Raw genomic sequence first — 26,116 nt, forward strand, 5'->3', positions numbered from 1 at the left:
GGGCGCCCGGTGGCGTCCGTGATTCAGTGCGGGGCCTGGCATGGCCCGAAAGGCGAGCGCGGGCTCTTGCGGAAAGCCGGCGCGGCAGGCGCTCAGTTCGTTGCGGCCATCTTGATCTCGCCGGGCTGCGGCGAGACGGCGACGCCCGGGCGGACCATCGGATTGGCGTTGCCGCCGACGATCACCTTGTCCTGCGCCGTGAGGCCGGAGCGGATCACCCGCAGGCCCTCGCTGAGCGGCCCGAGCACGACCGGCTTCGGAACAACCTTGTTCTCGGGGCCGACCGTCAGCACGATCTTGTTGGCCTGGTCCGAGGCGATGACCGTGTCCGGCACCAGCAATGCGTCGGACTCGCCGGCGAAGAAGCGCAGGCGGCCGAACACGCCTGGCGTCAGGAACTGGTCCTTGTTCTCGAACACGGCCCGGCCGCGGATCGTGGCGGAACGGGAGTTCAGCGCGTTGTCGAAGAAGTTGACCTTGCCGCTGCGGCCCCATTTCGGCTCGTCGGAGAGACGCACCTCGACCACCGCGCCGCTGTCCTTGGCGGCTTGCTCGCGCGGATTGCTCATCCGGGTATAGCGCAGGAAGTCGGCCTCAGAGATGTCGAAGGTGAAGTAGATCGGCGCCACCGCGACGATGGTCGTCAGCAGCGAGGCGCCCGACTGGCCGCCGGCGATCAGGTTGCCCGGATCGACGCGGCGGTTCGAGATGCGCCCGGCGAGCGGCGCGCGCACCTCGGTCCATTCGAGGTTGAGCTCGGCGTTCTTCAGGTTGGCTTCGGCGCCCTGCAGGGAGCCGATCGCGCTGTTCAGGTTGGCGCGGCGCTGGTCGACGTCGCGGGCCGTGATCGTGCGGTTCTGGGTCAGGCCCTCGGCGCGCTCGACCTCGTTCTGGGCGAGCTCGACCTGGGCCGTGGCGCGGGCGACCTCGGCGCGGGCCACGTCGACGGCCAGTTTGTAAGGCCGCTGATCGATGGTAAAGAGCAGGTCGCCCTTCTGGACGAGGGAGCCGTCACGGAAGTGCACCTTGTCGATGAAGCCGGAGACGCGGGCGCGCACGTCGACCTGCTCGCTGGCCTCGAAGCGGCCGGTGAACTCGTCCCAGTTGGTGATGCGCTTGGCGAGCGGGTTGGCGACCTGCACCGGAGGGGCCGGCGGAGCTCCCTGCGCGGCAGCGTCGAAAGCCGTCAGGGCGGTCGACGAGAAGGCGGCGGTGAGCACCAGACCGATGAAACGGCTGCGTGACATGACGGAACTCCGGGGTAACGAGCCGGCACAACCAATGGGGGTTTCCGGCATTTTGCGCAAGAAGGGTTGGCGAGTGACGAATGTCAAGAACCATCACCCGTCAAATCGTGCAATATTGCGCCACATAAGCCACATTCCCGCCATCTGGTTGCAGGAGCGCAACGCGGCGGGATGTCTCGAGGGCTCGTGAAGGCGGCTGCGGCGCAACGGAAGCTTGCCGCCCGCCCGCCGACATCGTAACGCGTAGGCAACTAGAGCACGCGCAGATCAGATTGCGTTGCAATCCGATCGGGTCACGCGTCCTCTGTTATAACTTAGAGACGGATTCACCGATCAGGTTTCCACCTGATCGGATCCGGCTCTAGCAGCCGGAAGAGTCCAGATGAACGCGCATGCCCGCCCCGCCGACCCGAAGAAGCTGATCAAGGGTGCGACCGGCGATTGGGAAATCGTGATCGGCATGGAGATCCATGCGCAGGTCACTTCCAATGCGAAGCTGTTCTCCGGCGCCTCGACGGGTTTCGGCGCGGAGCCGAACGAGCATGTCAGCCTCGTCGATGCCGCCATGCCGGGCATGTTGCCGGTGATCAACGCCGAATGCGTCAGGCAGGCGGTGCGCACCGGTCTCGGCCTCAACGCGCAGATCAACAACCGCTCGGTCTTCGACCGCAAGAACTATTTCTACCCGGACCTGCCGCAGGGCTACCAGATCAGCCAGTACAAGAGTCCGATCGTGGGCGAGGGCGAGATTACCGTCGATCTCTCGCCGACCGAGCAGATCACCGTCGGCATCGAGCGGCTGCATCTGGAACAGGACGCCGGCAAGTCGATCCATGACCAGCACCCGACGATGAGCTTCGTCGACCTCAACCGCTCGGGCGTCGCGCTGATGGAGATCGTCTCCAAGCCGGACCTGCGCTCGGCGGACGAGGCCAAGGCCTATGTCTCCAAGCTGCGCACCATCCTGCGCTATCTCGGCACCTGCGACGGCGATATGGAGAAGGGCAATCTCCGCGCCGACGTGAACGTCTCCGTGCGCAAGCCGGGCGATCCGCTGGGCACGCGTTGCGAAATCAAGAACGTCAACTCGATCCGCTTCATCGGCCAGGCGGTCGAGACCGAGGCGCGCCGCCAGATCGGCATCATCGAGGATGGCGGCACGATCGACCAGGAAACCCGCCTCTACGATCCCGGCAAGGGCGAGACCCGTTCGATGCGCTCGAAGGAAGAAGCGCATGACTACCGCTACTTCCCGGACCCGGACCTGCTGCCGCTCGAATTCGACGATGCCTTCGTCGAGAGCCTGAAGGGCGCTCTGCCGGAATTGCCGGACGCCAAGAAGGCCCGCTTCATCGCGACCTACGGGCTCTCGCCCTATGACGCCTCGGTGCTGGTCGCCGAGCGCGACCAGGCCGATTATTTCGAGGAAGTCGCCAAGGGCCGCGACGGCAAGGCCGCAGCGAACTGGGTCATCAACGAATTGTTCGGCCGCCTCAACAAGGAAGGCAAGGACGTCACCACCTCGCCGGTCTCGGCCGCGCAGCTGGGCGGCCTCGTCGACCTGATCGGCGAAGGCGTGATCTCCGGCCGCATCGCCAAGGATCTGTTCGAGATCCTCTGGACCGAAGGTGGCGACCCCCGCCAGATCGTCGAGGCCCGCGGCATGAAGCAGGTCACCGATACCGGCGCCATCGAGAAGGCGGTCGACGAGCTGATCGCCGCCAATCCCGACAAGGTCGAGCAGGTCAAGGCCAAGCCGACCATGCTCGGCTGGTTCGTCGGCCAGGCGATGAAGGCCTCGGGCGGCAAGGCCAACCCGCAGGCCCTGAACGAGATCCTTAAAGCAAAGCTCGGCATCGAGTGATCATGTGACGCCCGCCGATCTCGTCATCCGCGACGCCCAAGCCGCCGATCTCCCGGCGGTCAGGGCTCTGTTGGTCGAGACCTGGCACGCCACCTATGACGGCATCTATGGCTGGCAGCGCGTCGCCGAGATCACCAATGCCTGGCACTCCCTTGAGAACCTGAAGGCGCAGCTCGGCCGCGACGAGGGCGTCTTCCTCGTCGCGCTGGTCGGCGAGGAGATCGTCGCCACGGCATCGGCCCGGCAAGAGCGCGACGGCGCGGCGCTGCTGACGCGGCTCTACGTCCTGCCGACCCGGCAGGGTGTCGGCATCGGCCGCACCTTGTTGCAGGTTGCGCTCGCCTGCTTTCCCGAGGCGCCGGTGGCGCGGCTCGAAGTCGAGAGCCAGAACGAGCCGGCTATCGCCTTCTACGAGCGCATGGGCTTTTTCCTGCAGAGGCAGGCCCGTTTCGACGGGCGCGACGACACGCCCAACACCCTGCTGATGGCGAAGCGCCTCTTCGTCGCCTGAGCAGGCGCATAACGGACGAGACAGGCCTATGACGAAGACCGACGCTTCCGAAATCCGCATGCGCGAGGCGGTCAAGGCCGATGTGCCGCGCGTCGCGGAACTGATCATGCATGGCGCCTCGGTGCAGAAGCGCACGCCGGATGAGATCGCCGCCGAGGCGCAGGACCCGGTCTATCTCAAGGCCTTCGAGGCGGTCTCCGCCAATCCCTACAACACGCTCTTCGTCGCCGAGCTGGAGGGCAGGGTGGTCGGCACCTACCAGATCACCGTCCTGCCGGGCATGGCCGAGCGCGGGCGCATCCGCGCCAAGATCGAGAGCGTCCACGTCGCGCCGGAGACCCGTGGGCGGGGCATCGGCGCGATCATGATGCGCCACGCGATTGCCTTCGCGGCCGAGAAGGGCGTCGGCCTCGTCGAATTGACCTCGCACAAGGCCAGGCCCGACGCGCATCGCTTCTACTCTGGCCTCGGTTTCGTGCAGAGCCACGAGGGCTTCAAGATGGCGCTCTCGCCCTGAGCGAGCCCGCCCTCAGGGCATGGCGCGACCGCGCCGGAAGCGGGCCGCAACCCCTTCCGGGGCCTTCGCACGCTTCCTAGGTTTCGGAACGAGGCCTACCGCCTGAAAGGAAGCGACCAATGTCCGAAGCCCCCGCCAAGCCGATCGACCTCTATTACTGGCCGACGCCGAACGGCTTCAAGATCACCATCATGCTCGAAGAAGCCGGGCTGCCCTACACCATCGTCCCGGTGAACATCGGCAAGGGCGACCAGTTCAAGCCGGACTTCCTCGCGATCTCCCCGAACAACCGCATGCCGGCGATCGTCGATCCCGACGGGCCGGACGGCAAGCCGATCTCGGTCTTCGAATCCGGCGCGATCCTGCAATATCTCGGCCGCAAGACGGGCAAGTTCTATCCGCAGGACGAACGCGGCCGTGTCGAGGTCGATGAGTGGCTGTTCTGGCAGATGGGCGGCTTCGGCCCGATGCTCGGCCAGACCCACCATTTCCGCCTCTACGCGCCCGAGCCCGTGCCCTACGCGATCGACCGCTACACCAACGAGGCCAACCGGCTTTACGGCGTGCTGAACAAGCGCCTCGAAGGCCGCGACTATATCTGTGGCGACTATTCCATCGCCGACATGGCCTGCATCGGCTGGGCCCGTGGCTGGGAAAAGCAGGGCCAGGACATTAGGCAGTTCCCGAATGTCGCGCGCTGGTTGGAGACGATGCTGGCGCGGCCCGCCGTGCAGCGCGGCATCAAGGTCGGCGAGGAACTGCGCAACCCCGCCGGCATCAGCACGCCCCAGGAAAAGGCGATCCTCTTCGGCCAGAAGGCGCGCTGAGCGCAGGTCGTCATCACAGGTGCAGCCGTCATGGTCGGGCTTGTCCCGACCATCCACGTGCTGGCTGGTCGAATGCCGTGTTCAAGACGTGGATGCTCGCCACAGGGGCGAGCATGACGGCGAGCCTCAGTTCGACCGGTTCCACTTCACCGATCGGCAGATCAGCCCGCCCATGACGCAGCCGGCTGTGGTCAGCGTGCTGCCCGCGAGCGTCATCGTGCCCGAATAGGTCTTGCCGTCTTCCGGGTTGAAGGCGCTGCCGCTCCACTTGTTCGCGCCGTTCGGCTTCATGTCATAGAAGATGCGCTGGCCGACCTTGGCCGGACCTTTCTCGTCCTTGAGCCAGGAGAGCGAGCCGCAGAGCGCATCGCCGCATTTGGTGAAGCGCACGCGTGAGGCGCCGGTATCGCGCTCCCAGGTGCCGACGACGTCCTGAGACGCAGCAGCCGAGACGCTGGCCAGCAGGCCCAGCGCCGCGAAGGCCGCGAGCTTCGATCCGGTTCCGTGACGCATCCGATCCTCCCGTATTCGACCAGCCATGTCTGCATGGTTCAGATGTGAACCATATCGCGGATCTGACCGGCCTCCAAGCTGCCGCTACGGAAGAGGTTTCCGCTGCTTCCGCTACGCAAGGTGAATCCATCCTCAACGAGCGCGGAAGTGACGTAAGATCATGGTGCTGAAATCATTGGCGTTCTTGCGATTCCGCGGTGAATCCTTTGTTGATTTAACCGCCTGATCACGTCTCGTTGAGACTCGATTCATCGCGAAATTTAGGACGCATTTTAAAGATCGGCTCCACTCTCGCACTCATCAGCCGGGGCCTTTGGACGGGTGGCCGGCGCAACGACAAGAGGGTGCAAGGGGATTTTCATCATGGCTCGCATGGAGATGAACGCGGTTCCCGCTTCGCTGGTGATCCCGGCGGAGGTGTCGGCGGAAGCCTATTACGAACTCGGCCTGATGCATGCCTCCGGGCGCGCCGGCGCCATCGACCTGGTCAAGGCGCAGATGTGGTTCAACGTCGCCTTCGCCCGTGGCTGTGCCCGAGCGGCGGCGCATCGCCAGGAGCTTGCGCTCGAGATGGATCGCGATCAGATCGCCTCGGCGCTGCGCGAGGCCCGCGCTTTCCTGACGCGGCACTGAGGCCACGTTCGGTATCCGGCAGGATGGCGCCTTGCGGCGCCGTTCAGAACGCCGCGACGCCGCCCGAGGGCGGGGGCTGGTTGCCCCTGCGATCCCTGGTGATGGAATCGGGCGTTACGGACAGGATTTCACAAAGCAGCGCCAGGCAGCTGGCGAAGGCGAGACCAATGAGCAGCATAGGCAGGCTCCTTGTCGTCAACGCCTCAATCTAGCATCGAATTGATCCGCCGGCTCATGGATTTCCGGCATGGCGGTCCTGCGCACGAGCCTTGTGGGGTGCGAAGGCGGCAGCTATAAGCGCGCCGCATTTCCTTTTTCCGTACCCGTTCCAAGGATCGATCGATGGCTGTCCAGCGTACCTTCTCCATTCTCAAGCCCGATGCGACGAAGCGCAATCTCACCGGCGCGGTCAACGCGGTCTTCGAGAAGGCTGGCCTGCGCATCGTCGCGCAGAAGCGCATCCAGATGACCAAGGCCCAGGCCGAGACCTTCTACGCCGTCCATGCGGCTCGTCCGTTCTTCGGCGAGCTCGTCGAGTTCATGACCTCCGGTCCGGTCGTCGTGCAGGTCCTGGAAGGCGAGGACGCCATCGCCAAGCACCGTGAAGTGATGGGCGCCACCAACCCGGCCAACGCCGCCGAGGGCACCGTCCGCAAGCTCTTCGCCCTCTCGGTCGGCGAGAACACCGTGCACGGCTCGGACGCTCCGGAGACGGCTGCGATCGAGATCGCGCAGTTCTTCGCGGGTAACGAGATCGTCGGCTGATTTCAGCTACCGCTGAAAAGCAGAAAGGCGGGCCGGTTTCCGGCCCGCCTTTTCTTTTGCGTGTCCCGCGCCGAGGCAGGGCGGGGCCCTGCACGGCGTGGCGGCTCCTCAGAGCCCGAAGGAGTAGTTCGTTCCGGTGTCGAACGAATAGCTCGCCGACAGGCCGAAGGTGAGCGAATCGCGCGAGCCGAACGGCCTGACGATCGGGGAGCGCGTGGCGTCGCCGACCAGACGCTTGTACTCGACATAGGCCGTGGTCTTGAGCTGGTCGGACCAGTGATAGGTCACCTGTGCCAGCGCGCCGACCGAATGGACGCCGGCATTGTAGCGTTGCAGCAGGCCGCCGGTGCCGGGCATCGCGCCGCCGGTGCCGAAATAGGTCCGGACATAATCGGCCGAGGCGATCCGCATGCGCGGGCCGACGCCCAGCGTCCAGGTCCCGACGGTGGAGAAGGCGTCGAGCTTGAAGTCGGCGACGACGCCGTCATGCGCGGCGATGCCGCGGCGCAGGTCGACGCGGCCGCGCAGCCAGGAGGTCGGGTAGAATTCGGCGAAGCCGCCGAGCTCGGCTCCGAACTTGGTGGCGGGGATGGCGACGAGGGCCGGATTGACCTTGGCCGAGCGCTTCCAGAGCAGGTCGCCCGAGAAGCCGATGCGCCAGCCCTGGCCGGAGAAGACCCCGATGCTCAGCATCGCGTCGTCCTCTGCGCTCCACCAGGTGCTCTTCAGGCCCTTGCCCAGCGAGATGATCGGGCGAGCCCGGAAGACATAATCGTCCGAGCCGGTGTAGTCGGGCTGGTAGCGCACGCCGGCGCCCAGCGTGATGTACCAGTTCTGCGCCGACTGGGGCGAAGTCAGGGTCGAGTAGTCCCTCGACTGGGCCTGGGCCTGGCCCGGCAGCGACAGGGTGAGGCAGGTCGAAAGACCCGCCAGATACGCAACGCAACGCATAATCCAGAACTCCGACGCTATGGCGTCTCCGATAGGCGATGCCGGCAATCTGGCGGACGAGGTTTAATGCGCGGTTAAGGTTCCCGATTCGTTATCTTAAGGGATATCAATGGATTGCGTCTGCGGTTCCGTGGGCAGGGGCTTTCGTACCGCTTCGCTTCGCGGTGTCTCACGGTTTTTGCCGCGGACTGCGGCGGAACGCGGCCGCGCGGAACAACATCGTTCTGCGCATGTTCCAGGGGCGTGAAGCGGGCAGGGGTCGGCGAACGGACATGGGCCCGCCGGCGGCGCGATTACCGCGCGTTAATCGATGATGGAGAGAATGGACCGCGAGGCCGGAGATGTCGGTCGAAAGGCACTCCAGGAGGATCGGCGATGATGGAAGTGGCGATCCTCTGGCTGCTCTGCGCAGCGGTGTTCCTCGAATTGGCCGAGCGTGCGCCCGAGATCGACTAGCCGTCGCCGAGGATCGACCGCGCCGCCCAGCCCAGGAAGATGATCCAGGCCGCCATCGTCACGGTGATGGCGCTCATGAGCAACAGGCTCATGATCTTGCTTCCGGCTTTCGCCTCGTCTCGCGGGAGATCGGAGGCAGACCGCTGCCGCTCGGGATCGTCCATCACATGGCACCACAAATCAGGTGACCGCAGCCTTGCTGGGCGTAGCGGCCGTTTGTCAGGCTGGATTCGACTCAGGGGCGGGCCGTCTCCGCTTTCCTAGCTTCGCATTGGCGATGTCGCTGGTCGGCGCGGCAACCCCCAAATGGGTGCCGAAACTCGCTCCGGCTGGCCGGGTTGCGATCTGCCGGTCGCATGGACGAAAGGCATGGAGGCTTATCCTGCCTGCAGGCGCGTCGAACGGGGCGCACAGCCGATGAAATCGGCATTCCTGTCACAATCCGCCTCTTGACCTCGGCGCCGCTCTATGACCATGCCGGAGTACGAGCTCGGCATCGTGGTCTTCGCTGCGCTCCGTTCTCGAAGGGCAGGCGGAATCATGAAGATGCGGCGGATGGGTGCGGTCGTTCTGGCCGGTGGATTGTCGATTCTGGCGAGCGTTTCGGCCTATGCTGCAAGCAGCTCGACGACCTTGCCGCCGCCCGATCCGACGGCGAAGAACCTCACCCCCTACATGATCCAGCTGCGCGCCTTCGACGCCTGCCTGGTCACGCAGTCGCAGCTCATGGGCACGACGCGCGAGGCTGTCCACACCCCTTGCAGCTGCTACGCCAAGGGCACGGTCGCGGCGATGACCAAGGACGAGATCCAGGCTTTCCGCGACACCGGCTATTTCAACGACACGGCCTGCCAGAAGGGCCTGCAGTTCATCGACCAGTGCAAGCTGAAGCGGCCGTTCTAAGCTGAACGGTGAGTCGAGGAGGCTGCGCATGCTTCTCGACAAGTGCGCCTTGCTGCTGACAGACTGCTGACAGAAGCTGTCAGCGCGGCTGAGCCATTCTGCCGCAGGTCCACATCGTGATCCGCTCGATCCCAACGATCGAGCGGCATGGCTGTTGGGCCGGGAGACGAGTGTGGAGACGCCGCCGTGCAGCGCGCTGAACGATTGCTCGACATGATTCAGAGCCTGCGTCGTCGCAGGCGCCCCGTGACCGCCGAGACGCTGGCCTCCGAGCTCGATGTCTCCGTGCGCACGGTCTATCGCGATATCGGTGCACTGGTGCGCCAGGGCGTGCCTGTGCGCGGCGAGGCCGGCATCGGCTATGTGCTCGATGCGGGCTTCGACCTGCCGCCCTTGATGCTGTCGCCCGACGAGATCGAGGCCGTTCTGGTCGGCATGCGTTGGCTGAGCGAGCGGGCCGACCCGGTGCTGGCGCGCGCTGCCGAGGATGTCGTCAGCAAGGTCGCGGCAGTGCTGCCGCCGCATCTGCGGCCGATCCTGCTCGATGGTGCCTTGTTCGCGGCGTCCCATCCCGGCGATGTGCCGACCGATCAGGTCGATGTCGCGGCGGTCCGTGCCGCCATCCGCAACGGCCGCAAGCTCTCGATCCACTATAGCGACGAGAGCGGGCATGCGACGCAGCGCATGATCTGGCCGATCGGCATGACCTTCTACGAGCGTGTCCGCATCGTCATCGCCTGGTGCGAGCTTCGGCAGGCCTTCCGCCATTTCCGCACCGACCGCCTGACTGGCCTCGTTGCGCTGGAGGAGCGCTATCCCGCCCGACGGGCCGATCTCTTCCGTCGCTGGCAGAAGGAAGAGGAGCGCACGAAGGAGGAATGGGAGCGCTGCAAGCGCGAGGGGAGCGGAATGCAGGCGAACGCCGAGGGCAGCGTCGCGGCCTAAAGCATTTTCGAGCGAAATGGATACCGGTTCGCGTGAAGAACCAAAGGTCCGCGCTAGCGAATGCGCGACAAAGCAAAGGCTTAGAGCAATTCTGTAATTCGGAGAATTGCTGAGTTGCTCTAACCGCGGATGACCGCGCCGCCTTCGAGCTTCGCGCGGCCGGAGGCGACTTCCGCCAGTGCCTCCGGATAGAGCTTGTGCTCTTCGACGAGGACGCGCTTTGCCAGCGTCTCCTCGTCGTCGCCGGGCAGGACCGGCACCTTCGCCTGCAGAATAACCGGCCCGGCATCGAGCTCCGGCACGACGAAATGTGCCGAGCAGCCATGTTCGGTGACGCCGGCTTCCAGCGCCTGCCGATGCGTATGCGTGCCCTTGAACAGCGGCAGCAGCGACGGGTGGATGTTGATCATCCGGCCTTCCCAGCGCGCCACGAACCAGGGCGTCAGGATGCGCATGAAGCCGGCGAGCACGATGAGCTCGATCTGGTTGACCCGCAGCACTTCATCCACCGCGCGCTCGAACGCTTCGCGGTCCTTGCCGAAGGAGCGGTGGTCGACGGTCGCTGTGGCGATGCCGAAATCACGCGCCCGCTCGAGCCCGGCGACGTCGGGGATGTTGGAAATGACCAGCGCGATCTCGGCCGGATAGCCCGGCGCCTGCGCTGCTTCCGCCAGCGAGACCATGTTGGAGCCGCGCCCGGAGATCAGGACCCCGACGCGCTTGCGGGGAAGGGCGGCGCTCACAGCGAGAGCTTGCCGCGATAGCCGACCTGCTCCTCGCCGGCCGCGACCGGCACGATCTCGCCGAGCTTCACCGGCGCCTCGCCGGCCGCCTTCAGGGCGGCGAGAACCTCGTCCGCCTTGCTGGCCTCAGCCGCGACGATCATGCCGATGCCGCAGTTGAAGGTGCGCAGCATTTCGCGCTCGGCGACGCCGCCGACCTTGGCGAGCCAGCCGAACACGGCCGGAACCGGGATGGCGGGGAGATCGAGCGCGACGCCGAGTCCTTCGGGCAGAACGCGCGGGATATTGTCGGGGAAGCCGCCGCCGGTGATATGCGCCAGCGCCTTGATGCCGTCGGTCGCCTTCAATGCCTGCAGGAGCGGCTTCACATAGATGCGGGTCGGCTCCAGCAGAGCTTCGGCAAGGCTCTTCTCGGGCGCGAACGGAGCGGGCGCGCTCCAGCCGAGGCCGCTGACCTCGACGATACGGCGCACAAGCGAATAGCCGTTGGAGTGCACGCCGGAGGAGGGCAGGCCGAACACCACGTCGCCGGGCTTCAGGTCAGCGCGCGGCAGCAGCGTGCCGCGTTCGGCGGCGCCGACGGCGAAGCCGGCGAGGTCGTAATCCTTCTCTGCGTACATACCCGGCATCTCGGCGGTCTCGCCGCCGATCAGTGCGCAGCCGGCCTGGCGGCAGCCATCGGCGATGCCGCGCACGATCTCGACGCCGACCTTCGGGTCGAGCTTGCCGGTGGCGTAATAGTCGAGGAAGAGCAGGGGCTCGGCGCCCTGCACGATCAGGTCGTTGACGCACATCGCGACGAGGTCGATGCCGATCGTCGAATGCAGCCCGCTTTCAATCGCGATCTTGACCTTGGTGCCGACGCCGTCATTGGCTGCGACCAGGATCGGGTCGTTGAAACCGGCCGCTTTCAGGTCGAAGAGCCCGCCGAAGCCGCCGATCTCCGCGTCGGCGCCCGGCCGGCGCGTCGCACGCACCAGCGGCTTGATCTCGTCGACCATGGCATTGCCGGCGTCGATATCGACACCTGCCTGCGCATAGGTCAGTCCGTTTGCGCCGGGCTTGCTCATTGCGTTTCGCCTTCCTTGCGTGCTCGCGGGAGCGATAGGCAAGCATGCCCGCCATGGCAAGGCATATGCGGGCGCTTTGTTGGTTTCTCACAGACCAACTCGTGTCATCCCGGGCGACCGGAGGGAGACCCGGGATCCATGCCGGAGCATTTCCGATGAAGGGTCAGGCATGGATCCCGGATCGACGCCGCCATAGGCGGCTTGTCCGGGATGACCGCGCGGAAAAGTGACATGACGCGCACGAGCCTCTGGCGTCGTACCCTGCATTGAGCAAAGCTCTCCGCCATGACGATCCCCAACCTGATCACGATTGGTCGCCTGTTCCTGGTGCCACTGGTCATCGTCATGATCATCAACGCGAACTGGGATGCGGCCTTCATCCTTTTCGTCGTCGCCGGCATCTCGGATGCGATCGACGGCTTCCTCGCCAAGCGCTGCGGCATGGCGAGCGAGCTGGGGGCATGGCTCGATCCCGTCGCAGACAAGGCGCTGATCGTCTCGATCTACATCACGCTCGCCGTCGTCGGCGCGGTCCCGGTCTGGCTCGTCGTGCTCGTCGTCGCGAGGGACCTGATGATCGTGGCGGCGGTGATCCTGTCCTGGCTGCTCGACAAGCCGCTGACGATCGCGCCCATCGTCGTCAGCAAGCTCAACACTGCCGCACAGATTGGCTTCGCCGCGCTCGCCTTGGGCTCGCGCGCCTTCGGCATCGAGCTCGGCGCGCTGGCGCTGGCCTGTGAACTCCTCGTCGCTCTGTTGACGGTCGCCTCGATGACGGCCTATCTCGCCTTCTGGCTGCGCCACATGGCAGGTTGACGGGGCTTTATCCGCCTGAACGGCTTGGAACCGCAGGCCCCGATGCACATCTGACATGTCCTGCCGGCCGTGAGACGCGAGAGAGGCTGATCGATGACGTTGCAACGCCAGATCGGCTTCTGGGTCGGCTCCCTTGTCGTCTTCGTCCTGTTCCTGGTGGTGCTGCGCGATGTGCTGCTGCCCTTCATCGCGGCGCTGACGCTGGCCTATCTGCTCGATCCGCTCGCCGACCGGTTGGAGCGCATGGGCATGAATCGGCTGGCGGCGACGATCGTCATCCTCGTCGTCTTCCTGCTCATCTTCGTGCTGGCGCTGGTGCTGCTCGCGCCGTTGCTCGGCCAGCAGCTCGCCGGCCTCGTCGCCCGTCTGCCCGGCGATGCCGCCAAGCTCCAGGCTCTGGTGCTGGAGAAGAGCGCGCCCTGGCTCGAGCGTTTCGGGGGCGCGGAACTGACCAAGGAGGCGCAGAGTTCGCTCGGCAATCTCGTCGGCGACGGCATGAAATGGGTCGGCGGCCTGCTCCAATCGCTCTGGAGCGGCGGCACCGCCATCGTCGGCGTGTTCTCGCTCCTGGTGCTGACACCGGTCATCGCCTTCTACCTGCTGGCCGACTGGGACCGCATGGTCGCGACCGTCGACAGCTGGCTGCCGCTCGAGCATCGCGACACCATCCGCAGCCTGCTGCACGAGATGGACATGGCGATCGCGGGATTCCTGCGCGGGCAGGCGCTGGTCTGCGTGCTGCTCGGCGGCTTCTATGCCATTGGCCTCAGCGTCATCGGGGTCAATTTCGGCGCGCTGATCGGCATCATCTCGGGCTTCCTCTCCTTCATCCCCTATGTCGGCTCGCTGACCGGACTCGTGCTCTCGGTCGGTGTCGCGACGGTGCAGTTCTGGCCGGACTGGACCTGGCCCTTGGCGACGCTCGGCGTCTTCTTCGCCGGGCAGTTCCTCGAAGGGAACATCCTCCAGCCCAAGTTGGTCGGCAATTCCATCGGCGTTCACCCGGTCTGGCTGATGTTCGCGCTGCTTGCCTTCGGCTCGCTGTTCGGCTTCGTCGGCCTGTTGCTGGCGGTGCCGCTCGCGGCCGTCATCGGCGTGCTCTGCCGCTTCGCCTTGCGGCAATATCTCGCCAGCAACCTTTATCATGGTGGTGATGCCACCCGCGCTGCGGCGGCCAAGGCGCGCATCGACGCCGACGCCTGAGTTGTCCATGTCCGAAATTCCCCCGCGTCCGCGCCAGCTCGCCTTCGACCTGCCGGTCGACAGCCGTCATGGCGTCGAGGATTTTCTGGTCGGCGCCTCCAACGAGGCCGCCTATGGCCTGATCGAGCGCTGGCCGGCCTGGCCGGAAGCCTGGCTGCGCCTGACCGGGCCGGAAGGCGCCGGCAAGACCCATCTCGCCGCGATCTGGGCGCGCGCGGCCCATGCCTGGACGATTTCCGCCAGGGAGCTGGACGAGGCGCAGGTGCCGCATCTCGTCTCCGGCGGCGCGCTGGTGATCGAGGATTGCGATTCAGGCTCCCTCGACGAGCCCGCCCTGTTCCATCTGATGAATGCGATCAAGGCGCGCGGCGGCTCGTTGCTGCTGACGGCGCGGCGCTCGCCCGACCTCTGGGGGCTGACAGTACCGGACCTGCTCTCGCGCCTGAGGCTGGCTCCTGCCGCAACGATCGAGCCACCGGATGACGGGTTGCTGCGGGCATTGCTGGTCAAGCTCTTCATCGACCGCCAGCTCGTCGTCGATATCGCGGTGATCGACGCCCTCGCCATGCGGATGGAGCGTTCCTTCGCCGCCGCGCGGCAGGTTGTCGACCGGCTCGACCGGCTTGCGCTCGAACGCGGCCGCAGGGTGACGCGCCCCTTGGTGCAGGAGGCTTTGGCGGAACTCTTCCCGCAGGATGCGGGTTGAACCGGGCCGCGTCTCCTCGAGCCGGCATTCCTCAAATCATGTCGCTTGTCATCGAACCGTCACGCTAGGATGGCTTCAAGATCGGCGACAGGTGAGGGGCCGATCGGGGCACGGATGAAGCGCATGACGACTGATACTGTGATGATCCAGGCCGAGACTACCGGTGAGGAGGCCGCGCTGTCGCTGCGCCAGCAACCGGAGCGCTTCATGAACCGTGAGCTCTCCTGGCTCCAGTTCAACCGCCGCGTCATGGAGGAAGCCTCGAATCGCAGTCACCCGCTGCTGGAGCAACTGCGCTTCCTCTCGATCTCCGCGAACAATCTCGACGAGTTCTTCATGGTCCGCGTCTCCGGCCTGCGCGAGCAGCTCAAGGCCGGCGTCATCACGCGCAGCCAGGACGGCCTGACGCCGGCCGGCCAGCTCGTCGCCATCGGCGAAGCCGTCGCGGCCTTGACCGCCGACCAGCAGGCGCGCTGGGCCGAGCTGCGCCACGATCTGCACGAGAACCGCATCCACCTGCTCCAGCCCGGCGATATCGGATCGCAGGACCGGATCTGGCTGGAGGATTACTTCCTCAACTACATCTTCCCGGTGCTGACGCCGCTGGCGATCGACCCGGCGCATCCCTTCCCCTTCATCCCCAATCTCGGCTTCACCATCGCGCTGGCGCTGGAGCGCAAGCATGACGGGCGCCAGCTCGACGCGCTGATCCGCGTGCCCACGAAGATCGACCGCTTCATCGAGTTGCCGGACCTGGCGCGCGAAGGGCTGCACCGCTTCATCGCGCTCGACGACGCGGTCTCGCTGTTCATCAGCAAGCTCTTCCCGGGTTACGAGGTGAAGGGCGCCGGCTCGTTCCGCATCATCCGCGATTCCGATCTGGACATCGAGGAGGAGGCGGAGGATCTCGTCCGCGTCTTCGAGACCATGCTGAAGCAGCGCCGCCTCGGCGTCGTCATCCGGCTCGAACTCTCGACCGGCATGCCGGACCATCTGCGCCGGCTGATCGTGCGCGAGCTCAAGGTCGACAACGACGAGGTCGTCGAGGTCAACGGCATGATCGGCCTGACCGAGCTCTCGCAGCTCGTCGGCGTCGATCGGCCCGACCTGAAGTTCAAGCCCTACAACGCCCGCTTCCCGGAGCGCATCCGCGAGCATGGCGGCGATTGCTTCGCCGCGATCCGCCAGAAGGACCTGCTGGTCCATCACCCCTATGAGAGCTTCGACGTCGTCGTGCAGTTCCTGCAGCAGGCGGCGCGCGACCCCAATGTCGTCGCGATCAAGCAGACGCTCTACCGCACCTCCGCGAACTCGCCGATCGTCAAGGCGCTTACCGAAGCGGCCGAGGCCGGCAAGTCGGTGACGGCGCTGGTCGAGCTCAAGGCCCGCTTCGACGAGGAAGCCAATATCCGCTGGGCCAAGGAGATGGAGCGCGCCGGCGTCCAGGTCGTCTACGGCTTCATCGAGCTCAAGACCCACGCCAAGCTGTCATTGGTCGTGCGCCGCGAGGCGGGGCAGCTCGTCAGCTACTGCCACATCGCGACCGGCAACTACCACCCGATCACGGCGCGCATCTATACCGACGTCTCCTTCTTCACCGCCGATCCGGTGATCGCGCAGGACGTCGCCCGCATCTTCAACTTCATCACCGGCTATGCCGAGCCCGCTGGGCTCGAGCGGATGGCCGTCTCGCCGACCAGCCTGAAGCAGCGCCTGCTCGCCGACATCGCCGAGGAGATCGCCCATGTGAAGGCCGGCCGCAAGGGCGCGATCTGGGGCAAGTGCAATTCGCTGGTCGATCCCGAGATTATCGACGCGCTCTATGACGCCAGCCAGGCCGGCGTCGAGATCGACTTCGTCGTGCGCGGCATCTGCTGCCTGAGGCCCGGCGTGCCCGGTCTATCCGAGAATATCCGGGTCAAGTCGATTATCGGCCGCTTCCTGGAGCATACCCGCATCTACGCCTTCGGCGCCGGTCACGGCATGCCGTCGCCCAAGGCCAAGATCTACATTTCCTCGGCCGACCTGATGCCGCGCAATCTCGACCGCCGCGTCGAGGCGCTGACGCCGATCCTCAATCCGACTGTGCATCAGCAGTTGCTGGATCAGATCATGTTGGCCAATCTGCTCGACAACGAGCAGAGCTGGACGATATTGCCCGATGGCGGCTCGCGCCGCATTGTCCCCGCGCCGAACGAAGAGCCGTTCAACGCGCATAAGTACTTCATGACGAACCCGAGTCTGTCCGGACGTGGAAAATCGCTCTCCAATTCAAGTCCCCGCTCCCTCTCGCGCCGAGGGGGACGCAAGGCCTGAGCTCAGGCATGCGCCGGGGCGGCTCGCGTTGTCCCATACGATCGCCATCGTCGATATCGGCTCGAACTCGGTCCGTCTCGTCGTCTACGAGATGCTGGCCCGCGCGCCGTCGCAGGTCTTCAACGAGAAGGAGATGGCCGGTCTCGGCCGGCAGGTCGCCTCGACCGGCCGTCTTGCCGACGATGCCATCGCCAAGGCGATCAATGCGCTGGTGCGCTTCCGCATCCTCTGCGAAGCCATGCATGTCGGCGAGATCCGCGTCATCGCGACGGCTGCGGCGCGCTATGCCAGCAACGGCCCGGAATTCATCGCCCGCGCCGAGGCGGCGATCGGGCAGCCGATCGAGTTGATCTCGGGCGGTCGCGAGGCCGTGCTCTCCGGCCTCGGCGTGATCTCGGGCTTCGACAACCCGGACGGCGTCGTCGGCGACCTCGGCGGCGGCAGCCTGGAGCTGATCTCGGTCAAGGACGGCGCGGTGGGGCAGGGTGCCAGCGTCCCGCTCGGCGGCCTCGCCCTGCTCGACCGATCGAAGGGCTCGCTCAAGGCGGCCGAGAAGATCGTCAAGGACGAGCTCGACAAGCTGCCGCAGCTCGCCGCCATGAAGGGCCGCGACTTCTACGCCGTCGGCGGCACCTGGCGCGCGCTCGCCACCCTCCACCAGCATCGCGCGGCCTATCCGCTGAACGTGATGCACGGCTACTCCGTCCCGACGCGCGACGTCGCCGATTTCGTCAAGCTGGTCGAACGGGCCGATATCTCGGTGCTCGACGCGATCGATTCCGTGTCCTCGGCCCGCCGTCCGCTGCTGGCCTATGGTGCGCTGGTGCTCGACGAGCTGATCAAGCGTGGCAAGCCGCGCGAGATCATCATCTCGGCGCAGGGCGTGCGCGAGGGCCTGCTGCACGAGCAGCTCTCGCCGGAAGAGCAGAGCGCCGATCCGCTCATGCAGGCCGCGCGCGATTACAATCTGCTGCGCGCCCGCGACCCGCGTCATGCGGCCGAGCTGATCAACTGGACCCGCGGCATCCTGGAGACGGCCGGCCTGCCGCAGGACGAGCCCTCCGGCCGGATGGTCGAGACCGTCTGCCTGCTCTCCGATATCGGCTGGCGCGCCCATCCCGACTATCGCGGCGAGCAGAGCATGAACGTGATCGCCCATGCCTATTTCACCGGCCTCGACCATGTCGGCCGGGCCTTCCTGGCGCTGACGATCTTCCATCGCTATGCCGGGATGAAGGCGAGTTCACCGGCTGCAGCAGGGTTGAAGACGCTGTTGCCGCCGGCCGTCCTGACACGGGCGATGCTGATCGCGGCGATCTTCCGCGTCGCCTATCTCCTCTCGGCCGGCATGTCCGGCATCCTGCCGCGCATCCCGGCTTCCTGCATCGACAATCGGCTGCTCCTGCGCTTCCCTGATGACCTCGCGGCGCTGGCGAGCGAGCGCGTCGAGGGGCGGCTCAAGCAGCTCGCGAAGCTGCTCGGCCGCGATTTCGAGATCGGGCGGCTCTGAGGTCTGTCGGCATTCGATCACCCAACCCTTGTCATTCCGGGGCGCGCTGCAGGCGCGAACCCGGAACCCACGACGGGGTGAGACATTCGGTGTGCGGTTGTCAGTGGAGTGCCTGATCGTGGGTTCCGGGTTCTTCGCTACGCGAAGCCCCGGAATGACAAAGGGCTGGCTCACCCCACCGCGCGCAGCCTTGCGAAGCCGGCATCGAGATCGGCCTTGAGGTCCTCGATGTCCTCGAGCCCGATATGGATGCGGACCGTCGGCCCCTTGAAGTCCGGCTTCGTCGCCGTGCGGTAGTCCTTGCAGTCGAAGGGCAGGACGAGGCTCTCATAGCCGCCCCAGGAGGCGCCGATCCCGAACAGGGCGAGCCCGTCCAGCATCGCGCCGACGGCCTTCATCGAAACGGGCTTCAGTTCGAAGGTGAAGAGCGAGGAAGCGCCGGTGAAGTCGCGCTTCCAGATCTCGTGGCCCGGCGCGCCCGGCAGGGCAGGGTGAAGGACACGGGCGACCTCGGGCCGTCCCTGCAGCCATTCGGCCACGGCGATACCGGCCGGCATCTGTTCCTTCAGGCGGATCGCCATCGTGCGCATGCCGCGCAGCGTCAGGAACGCGTCTTCCGGGGCAATGATGAGGCCGAGCTGGTTCCAGGCTGCGCGCAGCTTCTTGTAAAGCTCCGGCGTGCGGGCCGAGACGGTGCCGATCAGCACGTCCGAATGGGCGGCGTAGTATTTGGTGCCGGCTTGCACCGAGAGATCGACGCCGAAGGCATGGGCATCGAAGAACAGCGGCGTCGCCCAGGTATTGTCCATCGCGACCAGGATGTCGCGCGCATGCGCTGCCGCCACGATGGCCGGGATGTCCTGCATCTCGAAGGTCTGCGAGCCCGGCGCTTCGGTCCAGACGGCCCTGGTGTTCGGCTTGAACAGCTCCGCGATGTCGGCGCCGACCAGCGGGTCGCAATAGGTCACTTCGACGCCCATCCGCTTGAGGAAGGTGTCGCAGAAGATGCGCGTCGGCCGGTAGACGCTGTCCGTCACCAGAACGTGATCGCCGGACGATAGCAGGGTCAGGAAGGCGAGCGTGCAGGCCATCAGCCCCGATGGCGTCACGACAACGCCGGCGCCGCCCTCGATCGTATTGGCGGCGGCCAACAGCGCGTCGATCGTCGGGTTGCCGTCGGTGCCGTAGGTGTAGCGCGCTTTGCGCACCAGGAAGTCTTCGGTGTTCGGATAGACGACCGTAGAGCCTCGTACGATAGGCGGATTGACAAATCCGTAGCTGTCGGCCGGGTCGCGCCCTGCCAGCACGAGGCGCGTGCGCTCGCCGAGGCGCGCGAATTCAGGCGAAGTCAGCTTTTTCATGGAAAGGCACGGCCAGAAAAGGGGGAAATCATGGTCAGGCTTGACCACTCCCCACAAACTCGCATGTGATGTATGCAGGGAACAAGGGGCGGTTCATGCGTGTGGCGGTTGCTTGACGCTCATGAATCGCTCTGGCAATCGACTCGAGGATATGGGGACGCCGCGCGAAAGCGGGATCAACCGAGCGGCGAAAAAGCCGCCGGCGGCGGGACCAGAAATATCTTCCGGCATCAGCCGGACAAGGGGTTCCAACGGGAGAGTACCGATGAAAAAGTTTGTTGCAGCCGCCCTCGCAGCAGGGATCGGCATGGCGCTGTCCGCGACCGGGGCCTCGGCCCAGGCCACGCTCGCGCAGGTCAAGCAGCGCGGCATCCTGAATTGCGGCTCGAATACCGGCCTTGCCGGCTTCGGCGTGCCGGACGCGCAGGGTAACTGGAAGGGGCTCGACGTCGACCTTTGCCGTGCCATCTCGGCGACGATCTTCAACGATCCCAACAAGGTGAAGTTCATCCCGCTTTCGGCCAAGGACCGCTTCACCGCGCTCCAGTCGGGCGAAGTCGACGTGCTCGTCCGCAACTCGACCTGGACGATGACGCGCGACGCTTCGCTCGGCCTGCTCTTCACCGGCGTGAACTACTATGACGGCCAGGGCTTTCTGGTCCGCAAGAAGCTCGGCGTGAACTCGGCGCTTCAGCTCAACGGCGCCTCGGTCTGCACCCAGCAGGGCACCACGACCGAACTCAACCTCGCCGACTATTTCCGCGCCAACAACCTCAAGTACGAAGTCGTCGCCTTCGCCAGCTCGGACGAGACGATCAAGGCCTATGACGCCGGCCGCTGCGACGCCTTCACCACCGACGCCTCGGGCCTCTATGCCGAGCGTCTGAAGCTGACGAACCCGGACGAGCACCTCGTGCTGCCGGAGATCATCTCCAAGGAGCCGCTCGGCCCCTCCGTCCGTAACAACGACCCGCAGTGGCTCAACCTGGTGAAGTGGACCCATTTCGCCATGCTGAACGCCGAGGAGCTCGGTGTGACCCAGGCGAATGTCGAGCAGCAGCTGAAGTCCGACAACCCGGAGATCAAGCGTCTGCTCGGCACCGAAGGCAAGTTCGGCGAGCAGGTCGGCCTGACGGCGGACTGGGTCGTCCGCATCGTCAAGCATGTCGGCAATTACGGCGAATCCTTCGAGCGTAACGTCGGCCAGGGCTCCCTGCTCAAGATCGCGCGCGGCCAGAACGCGCTCTGGACCAAGGGCGGTCTGCAATACGCTCCGCCGGTTCGCTAACAACCTTCCGGGGCGCCGGCCTGACCGGCGCCCCGTTTTCGTTTCGGGTGCGCGCTCCGAGGCGGCCTTTGCCGACGGTGCGCAAGATTTGAGTATTTGATTACCGCATGGTGCCATCGCTGCTGTCGTCCAGGGCCCGTACCGCCATGGGAAAAGCAAGGATGCCGCCCATCTTCGCGATGGCATTCGCCGCTATGGCGGCCCTTGCGCCGGTTAGCGGACGGGCTGCTCCAGAGAGCGGCTTGCTGGAGCAGGTCAGGCATCGCGGTGCGGTCATTTGCGGTGTGGCGCCTTCGCTGGCCGGTTTCTCGATCCCCGACAGGCAGGGGCGCTGGACCGGCTTCGACGTCGATCTCTGCCGGGCGGTTGCCGCCGCGATCTTCGACGATCCCGAAAAGGTGCAATTCGTCCCGCTCCTGTCCAAGGACCGTTTCACGGCGCTTCAGGCCGGTGAGGTCGATCTGCTGTCGCGGACCTCGACCTGGTCGATGGCGCGCGATACCGCGCTCGGCCTCAACTTCACCGGCATTAATTTCTACGGCGGCGAAGGCTTTATGGTTCGTGCCACGCTTGGCCTGACATCGGCCTTGCAACTGACCGGTGCCTCGGTCTGCACCGAGCAGGGCACCACCACCGAACTCAACGTCGCCGATTTCTTCCGTGGTCACGGCCTGAAATACGAGATCGTCACCTTCCAGGGCAGCGAGGAGACCGTCGACGCCTATGCCAGCGGCCGCTGCGACGCCTATGCTTATGACCGGGCGGGCCTCGCGATTCAGCGGATGAAGCTGGCGGCACCGCAAGAACACGTCATCCTGCCCGAGACGATCGCGAAGGAGCCGCTCGGCCCCGCCGCGCGCCATGGCGACGACCAGTGGTTCGATCTGGTCAAATGGACGCTCTTCGCCATGGTGAATGCCGAGGATCTTGGGGTCGGTCAGGGTAATGCCGCCGCGATGCGGGCTTCCGAGCGACCGGATATCCGGCGTCTGCTCGGAATCGAGGGGGATTTCGGCGAGGCGTTGGGTCTCGATCGCGATTGGGCCTATCGCATTCTTCGCGATGTCGGCAATTATGGTGAATCTTTCGAGAGAAACCTCGGTCGGGACTCGCCTCTGAGGATCGAACGTGGCCAGAATGCGCTTTGGACTCGGGGCGGCCTGCATACGCCCCGCCGATCCGCTGAGCAGGGCCGGGTCAAACCCGGTTCACGACGGAATGGAACGGAGCCGGAAGGCTCTGCGCGAGACGAAGGAAATACGGCGGGGTCCGGGTCGTCTGGCCCGGGACTTGCTGGCTAGCCGAGGGCGGGACCAACCTGCTCCGAACAGGGGACAACATGAGGATGATCGTTGCGTCGGCAGCTGCCGGCGCCGGATACCTGTCGCAGCGCACCGCGCGGGCGGGGACCGGGGGCTGAGACAAGCGCGCACGGCCTGACGGCCGGGTGCGCTTCCAAAACCAGAAGAGTGGCACGGGCAACAAGACGACCGCGGCGCAACCGCACCGCCGCAGGATCGCCGGCCACGACAAGCGAAACAAAAAAGGGCGTGACAGGTGTCGAGCATTCCCCACGAACAGGTATCCCCAGGCAAGGCGTCGCTATTTTACGACCCGAAGATCCGGGGCTATGTCTATCAGATCGCTTTGGTGGCGATCGTCGTCTTCCTGGTCTGGTCGGCGGCATCGAACGCGATCGAAAACCTGCGCGCGCAGAAGATCGCCTCCGGCTTCGGCTTCTGGCACAACGCCGCCGGCTTCGACGTCAACCAGAAGCTGATCCCGTTCTCGGCTTCCGGCGGCTCGACCTATGGCGATGCGTTCATCGTCGGATTGCTGAACACGCTGCTCGTCGCTGGGTTGGGCATCATCTTCGCGACCTTCCTGGGCTTCTTCGTCGGCGTCGCCCGGTTGTCGAACAACTGGGTGATCTCCAAGCTCGCGATGATCTATGTCGAGGTCATCCGCAACATCCCGCTGCTGCTCCAGCTCTTCTTCTGGTACAATGCGGTGCTGAAGCCGCTGCCGAACCCGCGCCAGTCGATCGAGCTGCCGGCCGGTGCGCTGCTCAACAACCGCGGCCTTTACCTTCCCGATCCGCATCTGGGGCCAGGCGGCAGCCTGATCGTCTGGGCATTCCTGATCGGCCTTGTCGCCACCCTCGTTTTCCGCTCCTGGGCTCACAAGCAGCAGGCGGCGACCGGCCGGCAATATCCGCTCGGCCTGGTCGCGCTCGGCCTGATCGTGATCCTGCCTACGCTGGTCTATTTCGTCATGGGTCGGCCGGTCACCTTCGTCTATCCGGAGCTTGCCGGCTTCAACCTGCGCGGCGGCATCCAGATCTTCCCGGAATTCGTCGCGCTTCTGGTCGGCCTGACCACCTATACGGCCGGCTTCATCGCCGAGGTCGTGCGCGCCGGCATCCTCGCGGTGTCGAAGGGGCAGACCGAGGCGGCGCACGCACTGGGCTTGCGCAACGGGCCGACGCTGAAGCTCGTCGTCATCCCGCAGGCGATGCGCGTCATCATCCCGCCGCTGACCTCGAACTACCTCAACCTGACCAAGAACTCGTCGCTGGCGGTCGCGATCGGCTATCCCGACCTCGTCCAGGTCTTCACCGGCACGGTGCTGAACCAGACCGGCCAGGCAGTCGAGATGGTCTCGATCACGATGGCGGTCTATCTGACGATCTCGCTGGTGACGTCGCTGTTCATGAACATCTACAACAAGCGCATGGCGCTGGTGGAACGGTGAGGGCTGCGCGATGACCGACGCAACAACCGAAAACGCGCCCTACGCCTTCGTCCGCAAGGAGACCCTCCAGCAGGAGCCGGCGCCGCTCTCCGTCGCCGGGCCTCTGGCCTGGATCAGGACGAACCTGTTCTCCAGCCCGCTCAACGCGATCCTGACGCTGCTCTGCGTCTGGCTCGTGGTCGATACGGTGCCGGGGATGGTCCGCTTCTACTTCCTCGACGCGGTCTGGACCGGTGCGAACCGCGACGCCTGCCTCGCCGACAAAGTCGGGCGCCCGGTCGGCGCCTGCTGGGCCTATGTCGCTGACCGTACCCAGTATTTCATCTACGGCTCCTATCCGGTGGCGGAGCGCTGGCGCGTCAACATCGTCTTCGCGATGTTCGCGCTCGGCGTGGTCTGGCTGCTCTGGAACAAGATGCCGCTGAAGAAGGTCGGGGTCTTCTTCTTCTTCGTCATCATGCCGGCGAGCGCCTTCATCCTGCTGCTCGGCGGCCCGCGTGCGGAGAGCTTCCTGCGCTTCCTGATCATCGTCACCTTCGCGCTGGCGGTGCTCTATCTGGTGCTCTCCTTCGCGCCGGGGCTGATGAAGTTCTGGATCGGCGAGGGGCAGCTCGCGGTCGAGGAGGCGATGCCGGCCTGGCAGCGCTTCTACGGGCCCAAGCGTCTGATCCTGATCTCGCTCGTCATCTTCGGGGTCCTGGCGATCCTGGCCGACAAGATCGGGTTGCCGCGCGTCGATACCGGCCTCTGGGGCGGCATGACCGTGACCTTCCTGATCTCGGCGGTCGGCATCGTCTTTTCGCTGCCGCTTGGCGTGCTGCTGGCGCTCGGCCGCCGCTCGCGGCTGCCGGCGATCCAGCTGCTCTCGGTGATCTTCATCGAGTTCGTGCGTGGCGTGCCGCTGATCACCGTGCTGTTCATGGCCAACACCATGCTGCCGCTCTTCGTGCCGCAGGAATGGTCGCCGGACCGGCTGCTGCGGCCGCTGGTCGGCGTCGCGCTCTTCGCCGCTGCCTATATGGCGGAGGTGGTGCGCGGCGGCCTGCAGGCGATGCCGAAGGGCCAGTACGAGGGCGCGATGTCGCTCGGCCTCGGCTACTGGCAGATGATGCGCCTGATCATCCTGCCGCAGGCGCTGCGCATCGTGATCCCGGGCATCGTCAACACCTTCATCGGGCTGTTCAAGGATACGACGCTGGTCACCATCGTCGGCATCTTCGACTTCCTGCGCACCATCGAGGCGACGCTGATCGATCCGACCTGGGCCACGCCCACGACCCGGTCGACAGGTTACGCTTTCGCCGCCATCTTCTATTTCCTGTGCTGCTGGGGAATGTCGCGCTATTCGATCGCGGTCGAAAAGCGCCTCGCCGCCGGCCAAAAACGTTGAGAGGAACGACAACCATGGCAATGGCAGAAACCAAGACGACCGGCTCCCGCCCCGCGGCGCTGAAGCAGACCTCGCTGAATACCGCGACCGCCGTCGAGATGATCGGGGTGAACAAGTGGTACGGCGAGTTCCACGTGCTGCGCGACATCAACCTGAAGGTCGGCCGCGGCGAGAAGCTGGTGATCTGCGGCCCGTCCGGCTCGGGCAAGTCCACGATGATCCGCTGCATCAACCGTCTGGAGGAGCACCAGAAGGGCCAGATCATCGTCGACGGCACGGAGCTCACCAACGATCTCAAGAAGATCGACGAGATCCGTCGCGACGTCGGCATGGTCTTCCAGCACTTCAACCTGTTCCCGCATCTGACGATTCTCGAGAACCTGACGCTGGCGCCGATCTGGGTGCGCAAGATGCCCAAGAAGGATGCCGAGGAGATCGGCATGCACTATCTCAAGCGCGTCAAGATTCCCGAGCAGGCTCATAAATATCCGGGCCAGCTCTCGGGCGGCCAGCAGCAGCGCGTCGCGATCGCCCGCTCGCTCTGCATGAGCCCGAAGATCATGCTGTTCGACGAGCCGACCTCGGCGCTCGATCCGGAAATGGTCAAGGAGGTGCTCGACACCATGGTCTCGCTGGCCGAGGAGGGCATGACCATGCTCTGCGTCACCCACGAGATGGGCTTCGCCCGTCAGGTCGCCGACCGCGTCATCTTCATGGATGCCGGCCAGATCGTCGAGATGAACACCCCCGACGCGTTCTTCAAGAACCCGCAGCACGAGCGCACCAAGCTCTTCCTCAGCCAGATCCTGCACTGAGAAAAGAACGGT

General features: G+C 65.5%; 25 protein-coding genes and 1 pseudogene. 18 read left to right on the forward strand and 8 right to left on the reverse strand.

Translation table 11 applies throughout. The annotated features are described in order from the left end of the window. Positions 1 to 92 precede the first annotated feature (92 nt). Positions 93 to 1,247, reverse strand: a complete 1,155-nt coding sequence (locus tag ACODTJ_RS22620) for an efflux RND transporter periplasmic adaptor subunit (RefSeq protein WP_454657329.1) — start codon at positions 1,245 to 1,247, stop codon at positions 93 to 95. 382 nt (positions 1,248 to 1,629) lie between these two features. Between ACODTJ_RS22620 and gatB the strand changes: the two genes are divergently transcribed. The 4 genes from gatB (at position 1,630) to ACODTJ_RS22640 (ending at position 4,966) form a co-directional block, all read left to right on the forward strand. Then, entirely contained in the window at positions 1,630 to 3,111 is a 1,482-nt protein-coding gene (gene gatB, locus ACODTJ_RS22625; RefSeq protein WP_454657328.1) for an Asp-tRNA(Asn)/Glu-tRNA(Gln) amidotransferase subunit GatB, read from the forward strand. 4 nt (positions 3,112 to 3,115) lie between these two features. Continuing rightward, positions 3,116 to 3,622, forward strand: a complete 507-nt coding sequence (locus ACODTJ_RS22630) for a GNAT family N-acetyltransferase (RefSeq protein WP_454657327.1) — start codon at positions 3,116 to 3,118, stop codon at positions 3,620 to 3,622. 28 nt (positions 3,623 to 3,650) lie between these two features. After that, the gene (locus tag ACODTJ_RS22635) at positions 3,651 to 4,139 is read left to right on the forward strand and encodes a GNAT family N-acetyltransferase (RefSeq protein ID WP_454657326.1); all 489 of its coding nucleotides are present in this window, start codon (positions 3,651 to 3,653) and stop codon (positions 4,137 to 4,139) included. Between the two features lie 119 nt (positions 4,140 to 4,258). After that, the gene (locus ACODTJ_RS22640; protein ID WP_454657325.1) at positions 4,259 to 4,966 is read left to right on the forward strand and encodes a glutathione S-transferase N-terminal domain-containing protein; all 708 of its coding nucleotides are present in this window, start codon (positions 4,259 to 4,261) and stop codon (positions 4,964 to 4,966) included. 126 nt (positions 4,967 to 5,092) lie between these two features. Here ACODTJ_RS22640 and ACODTJ_RS22645 read toward each other — a convergent pair whose 3' ends face one another. Beyond that, the gene (locus ACODTJ_RS22645; RefSeq protein ID WP_454657324.1) at positions 5,093 to 5,479 is read right to left on the reverse strand and encodes a DUF2147 domain-containing protein; all 387 of its coding nucleotides are present in this window, start codon (positions 5,477 to 5,479) and stop codon (positions 5,093 to 5,095) included. 363 nt (positions 5,480 to 5,842) lie between these two features. On the opposite strand from ACODTJ_RS22645, the gene ACODTJ_RS22650 reads away from it, so the two are divergent. After that, the gene (locus ACODTJ_RS22650; RefSeq protein ID WP_454657323.1) at positions 5,843 to 6,112 is read left to right on the forward strand and encodes a hypothetical protein; all 270 of its coding nucleotides are present in this window, start codon (positions 5,843 to 5,845) and stop codon (positions 6,110 to 6,112) included. A 43-nt stretch (positions 6,113 to 6,155) separates the two neighbouring features. Here ACODTJ_RS22650 and ACODTJ_RS22655 read toward each other — a convergent pair whose 3' ends face one another. Then, positions 6,156 to 6,290 (reverse strand): hypothetical protein, encoded by a 135-nt coding sequence (locus ACODTJ_RS22655; RefSeq protein ID WP_280528818.1) that lies wholly within the window; start codon positions 6,288 to 6,290, stop codon positions 6,156 to 6,158. Positions 6,291 to 6,454: 164 nt separating this feature from the next. Between ACODTJ_RS22655 and ndk the strand changes: the two genes are divergently transcribed. Then, positions 6,455 to 6,877, forward strand: a complete 423-nt coding sequence (gene ndk, locus ACODTJ_RS22660) for a nucleoside-diphosphate kinase (protein WP_454657322.1) — start codon at positions 6,455 to 6,457, stop codon at positions 6,875 to 6,877. A gap of 108 nt (positions 6,878 to 6,985) precedes the next feature. On the opposite strand, the gene ACODTJ_RS22665 is transcribed toward ndk, so the two are convergent. Together ACODTJ_RS22665 and ACODTJ_RS22670 are read right to left on the reverse strand one after the other, a co-directional pair. Beyond that, a complete protein-coding gene (locus ACODTJ_RS22665; protein WP_454657321.1) occupies positions 6,986 to 7,828 on the reverse strand; it encodes a MipA/OmpV family protein in 843 nt (280 codons plus the stop codon). A gap of 452 nt (positions 7,829 to 8,280) precedes the next feature. Beyond that, positions 8,281 to 8,448, reverse strand: coding sequence for a hypothetical protein (locus ACODTJ_RS22670; protein ID WP_488850126.1), 168 nt, complete (start codon positions 8,446 to 8,448; stop codon positions 8,281 to 8,283). Positions 8,449 to 8,752: 304 nt separating this feature from the next. Between ACODTJ_RS22670 and ACODTJ_RS22675 the strand changes: the two genes are divergently transcribed. Then, entirely contained in the window at positions 8,753 to 9,187 is a 435-nt protein-coding gene (locus ACODTJ_RS22675) for a hypothetical protein (RefSeq protein WP_488850128.1), read from the forward strand. A gap of 186 nt (positions 9,188 to 9,373) precedes the next feature. Continuing rightward, complete coding sequence (locus ACODTJ_RS22680; RefSeq protein WP_454657319.1) at positions 9,374 to 10,132, forward strand: helix-turn-helix transcriptional regulator; 759 nt, start codon at positions 9,374 to 9,376, stop codon at positions 10,130 to 10,132. Between the two features lie 119 nt (positions 10,133 to 10,251). On the opposite strand, the gene purN is transcribed toward ACODTJ_RS22680, so the two are convergent. Together purN and purM are read right to left on the reverse strand one after the other, a co-directional pair. Beyond that, positions 10,252 to 10,875, reverse strand: a complete 624-nt coding sequence (purN, locus tag ACODTJ_RS22685; protein ID WP_454657318.1) for a phosphoribosylglycinamide formyltransferase — start codon at positions 10,873 to 10,875, stop codon at positions 10,252 to 10,254. Next, entirely contained in the window at positions 10,872 to 11,945 is a 1,074-nt protein-coding gene (gene purM / locus ACODTJ_RS22690) for a phosphoribosylformylglycinamidine cyclo-ligase (RefSeq protein ID WP_454657317.1), read from the reverse strand. The genes purN and purM overlap by 4 nt, the downstream gene beginning before the upstream one ends. A 285-nt stretch (positions 11,946 to 12,230) precedes the next feature. Here purM and ACODTJ_RS22695 point away from each other — a divergent pair, with 285 nt between their 5' ends. The 5 genes from ACODTJ_RS22695 to ppx all read left to right on the forward strand — a co-directional run bounded on the left by ACODTJ_RS22695 (position 12,231) and on the right by ppx (position 18,496). After that, complete coding sequence (locus tag ACODTJ_RS22695) at positions 12,231 to 12,761, forward strand: CDP-alcohol phosphatidyltransferase family protein (protein ID WP_454657316.1); 531 nt, start codon at positions 12,231 to 12,233, stop codon at positions 12,759 to 12,761. 93 nt (positions 12,762 to 12,854) lie between these two features. Next, the gene (locus ACODTJ_RS22700; RefSeq protein ID WP_454657315.1) at positions 12,855 to 13,964 is read left to right on the forward strand and encodes an AI-2E family transporter; all 1,110 of its coding nucleotides are present in this window, start codon (positions 12,855 to 12,857) and stop codon (positions 13,962 to 13,964) included. A gap of 7 nt (positions 13,965 to 13,971) precedes the next feature. After that, positions 13,972 to 14,670, forward strand: a complete 699-nt coding sequence (locus ACODTJ_RS22705; RefSeq protein WP_454657314.1) for a P-loop NTPase family protein — start codon at positions 13,972 to 13,974, stop codon at positions 14,668 to 14,670. A gap of 123 nt (positions 14,671 to 14,793) precedes the next feature. After that, on the forward strand, positions 14,794 to 16,986 hold the full coding sequence (locus ACODTJ_RS22710) for an RNA degradosome polyphosphate kinase (protein WP_454657313.1): 2,193 nt from the start codon (positions 14,794 to 14,796) through the stop codon (positions 16,984 to 16,986). A gap of 28 nt (positions 16,987 to 17,014) precedes the next feature. Continuing rightward, complete coding sequence (gene ppx, locus ACODTJ_RS22715; RefSeq protein ID WP_454657312.1) at positions 17,015 to 18,496, forward strand: exopolyphosphatase; 1,482 nt, start codon at positions 17,015 to 17,017, stop codon at positions 18,494 to 18,496. Between the two features lie 170 nt (positions 18,497 to 18,666). Here the strand turns inward: ppx and metC are convergent, their stop codons facing one another. Beyond that, positions 18,667 to 19,857, reverse strand: coding sequence for a cystathionine beta-lyase (gene metC, locus ACODTJ_RS22720; protein ID WP_454657311.1), 1,191 nt, complete (start codon positions 19,855 to 19,857; stop codon positions 18,667 to 18,669). Between the two features lie 265 nt (positions 19,858 to 20,122). On the opposite strand from metC, the gene ACODTJ_RS22725 reads away from it, so the two are divergent. The 5 genes and pseudogenes from ACODTJ_RS22725 to ACODTJ_RS22745 all read left to right on the forward strand — a co-directional run bounded on the left by ACODTJ_RS22725 (position 20,123) and on the right by ACODTJ_RS22745 (position 26,104). Next, positions 20,123 to 21,145, forward strand: a complete 1,023-nt coding sequence (locus tag ACODTJ_RS22725; protein ID WP_454657310.1) for an amino acid ABC transporter substrate-binding protein — start codon at positions 20,123 to 20,125, stop codon at positions 21,143 to 21,145. A 179-nt stretch (positions 21,146 to 21,324) separates the two neighbouring features. Beyond that, positions 21,325 to 22,331: pseudogene (locus ACODTJ_RS22730) on the forward strand (amino acid ABC transporter substrate-binding protein). Positions 22,332 to 22,702: 371 nt separating this feature from the next. Next, positions 22,703 to 23,899: an amino acid ABC transporter permease gene (locus ACODTJ_RS22735; protein WP_454657309.1), complete on the forward strand. Its 1,197-nt coding sequence runs from the start codon at positions 22,703 to 22,705 to the stop codon at positions 23,897 to 23,899. 10 nt (positions 23,900 to 23,909) lie between these two features. Then, positions 23,910 to 25,289 carry an amino acid ABC transporter permease gene (locus tag ACODTJ_RS22740; RefSeq protein WP_454657308.1) on the forward strand — a complete coding sequence of 460 codons (1,380 nt, stop codon included), beginning with the start codon at positions 23,910 to 23,912 and terminating at the stop codon, positions 25,287 to 25,289. A 20-nt stretch (positions 25,290 to 25,309) separates the two neighbouring features. Further along, entirely contained in the window at positions 25,310 to 26,104 is a 795-nt protein-coding gene (locus ACODTJ_RS22745) for an amino acid ABC transporter ATP-binding protein (protein ID WP_454659006.1), read from the forward strand. Positions 26,105 to 26,116: the final 12 nt, after the last annotated feature.

This window comes from Allobosea sp. FG18 (assembly GCF_057809495.1).

Coding starts and splice junctions, on each gene's coding strand:
- ACODTJ_RS22620 (WP_454657329.1), bottom strand. CDS start 1,247: ATGTCACGCAGCCGTTTCATCGGTCTGGTGCTCACCGCCGCCTTCTCG.
- gatB (WP_454657328.1), top strand. CDS start 1,630: ATGAACGCGCATGCCCGCCCCGCCGACCCGAAGAAGCTGATCAAGGGT.
- ACODTJ_RS22635 (WP_454657326.1), top strand. CDS start 3,651: ATGACGAAGACCGACGCTTCCGAAATCCGCATGCGCGAGGCGGTCAAG.
- ACODTJ_RS22640 (WP_454657325.1), top strand. CDS start 4,259: ATGTCCGAAGCCCCCGCCAAGCCGATCGACCTCTATTACTGGCCGACG.
- ACODTJ_RS22645 (WP_454657324.1), bottom strand. CDS start 5,479: ATGCGTCACGGAACCGGATCGAAGCTCGCGGCCTTCGCGGCGCTGGGC.
- ACODTJ_RS22650 (WP_454657323.1), top strand. CDS start 5,843: ATGGCTCGCATGGAGATGAACGCGGTTCCCGCTTCGCTGGTGATCCCG.
- ACODTJ_RS22655 (WP_280528818.1), bottom strand. CDS start 6,290: ATGCTGCTCATTGGTCTCGCCTTCGCCAGCTGCCTGGCGCTGCTTTGT.
- ndk (WP_454657322.1), top strand. CDS start 6,455: ATGGCTGTCCAGCGTACCTTCTCCATTCTCAAGCCCGATGCGACGAAG.
- ACODTJ_RS22665 (WP_454657321.1), bottom strand. CDS start 7,828: ATGCGTTGCGTTGCGTATCTGGCGGGTCTTTCGACCTGCCTCACCCTG.
- ACODTJ_RS22670 (WP_488850126.1), bottom strand. CDS start 8,448: ATGGACGATCCCGAGCGGCAGCGGTCTGCCTCCGATCTCCCGCGAGAC.
- ACODTJ_RS22675 (WP_488850128.1), top strand. CDS start 8,753: ATGACCATGCCGGAGTACGAGCTCGGCATCGTGGTCTTCGCTGCGCTC.
- purM (WP_454657317.1), bottom strand. CDS start 11,945: ATGAGCAAGCCCGGCGCAAACGGACTGACCTATGCGCAGGCAGGTGTC.
- ACODTJ_RS22695 (WP_454657316.1), top strand. CDS start 12,231: ATGACGATCCCCAACCTGATCACGATTGGTCGCCTGTTCCTGGTGCCA.
- ACODTJ_RS22700 (WP_454657315.1), top strand. CDS start 12,855: ATGACGTTGCAACGCCAGATCGGCTTCTGGGTCGGCTCCCTTGTCGTC.
- ACODTJ_RS22705 (WP_454657314.1), top strand. CDS start 13,972: ATGTCCGAAATTCCCCCGCGTCCGCGCCAGCTCGCCTTCGACCTGCCG.
- ACODTJ_RS22710 (WP_454657313.1), top strand. CDS start 14,794: ATGACGACTGATACTGTGATGATCCAGGCCGAGACTACCGGTGAGGAG.
- metC (WP_454657311.1), bottom strand. CDS start 19,857: ATGAAAAAGCTGACTTCGCCTGAATTCGCGCGCCTCGGCGAGCGCACG.
- ACODTJ_RS22725 (WP_454657310.1), top strand. CDS start 20,123: ATGAAAAAGTTTGTTGCAGCCGCCCTCGCAGCAGGGATCGGCATGGCG.
- ACODTJ_RS22740 (WP_454657308.1), top strand. CDS start 23,910: ATGACCGACGCAACAACCGAAAACGCGCCCTACGCCTTCGTCCGCAAG.
- ACODTJ_RS22745 (WP_454659006.1), top strand. CDS start 25,310: ATGGCAGAAACCAAGACGACCGGCTCCCGCCCCGCGGCGCTGAAGCAG.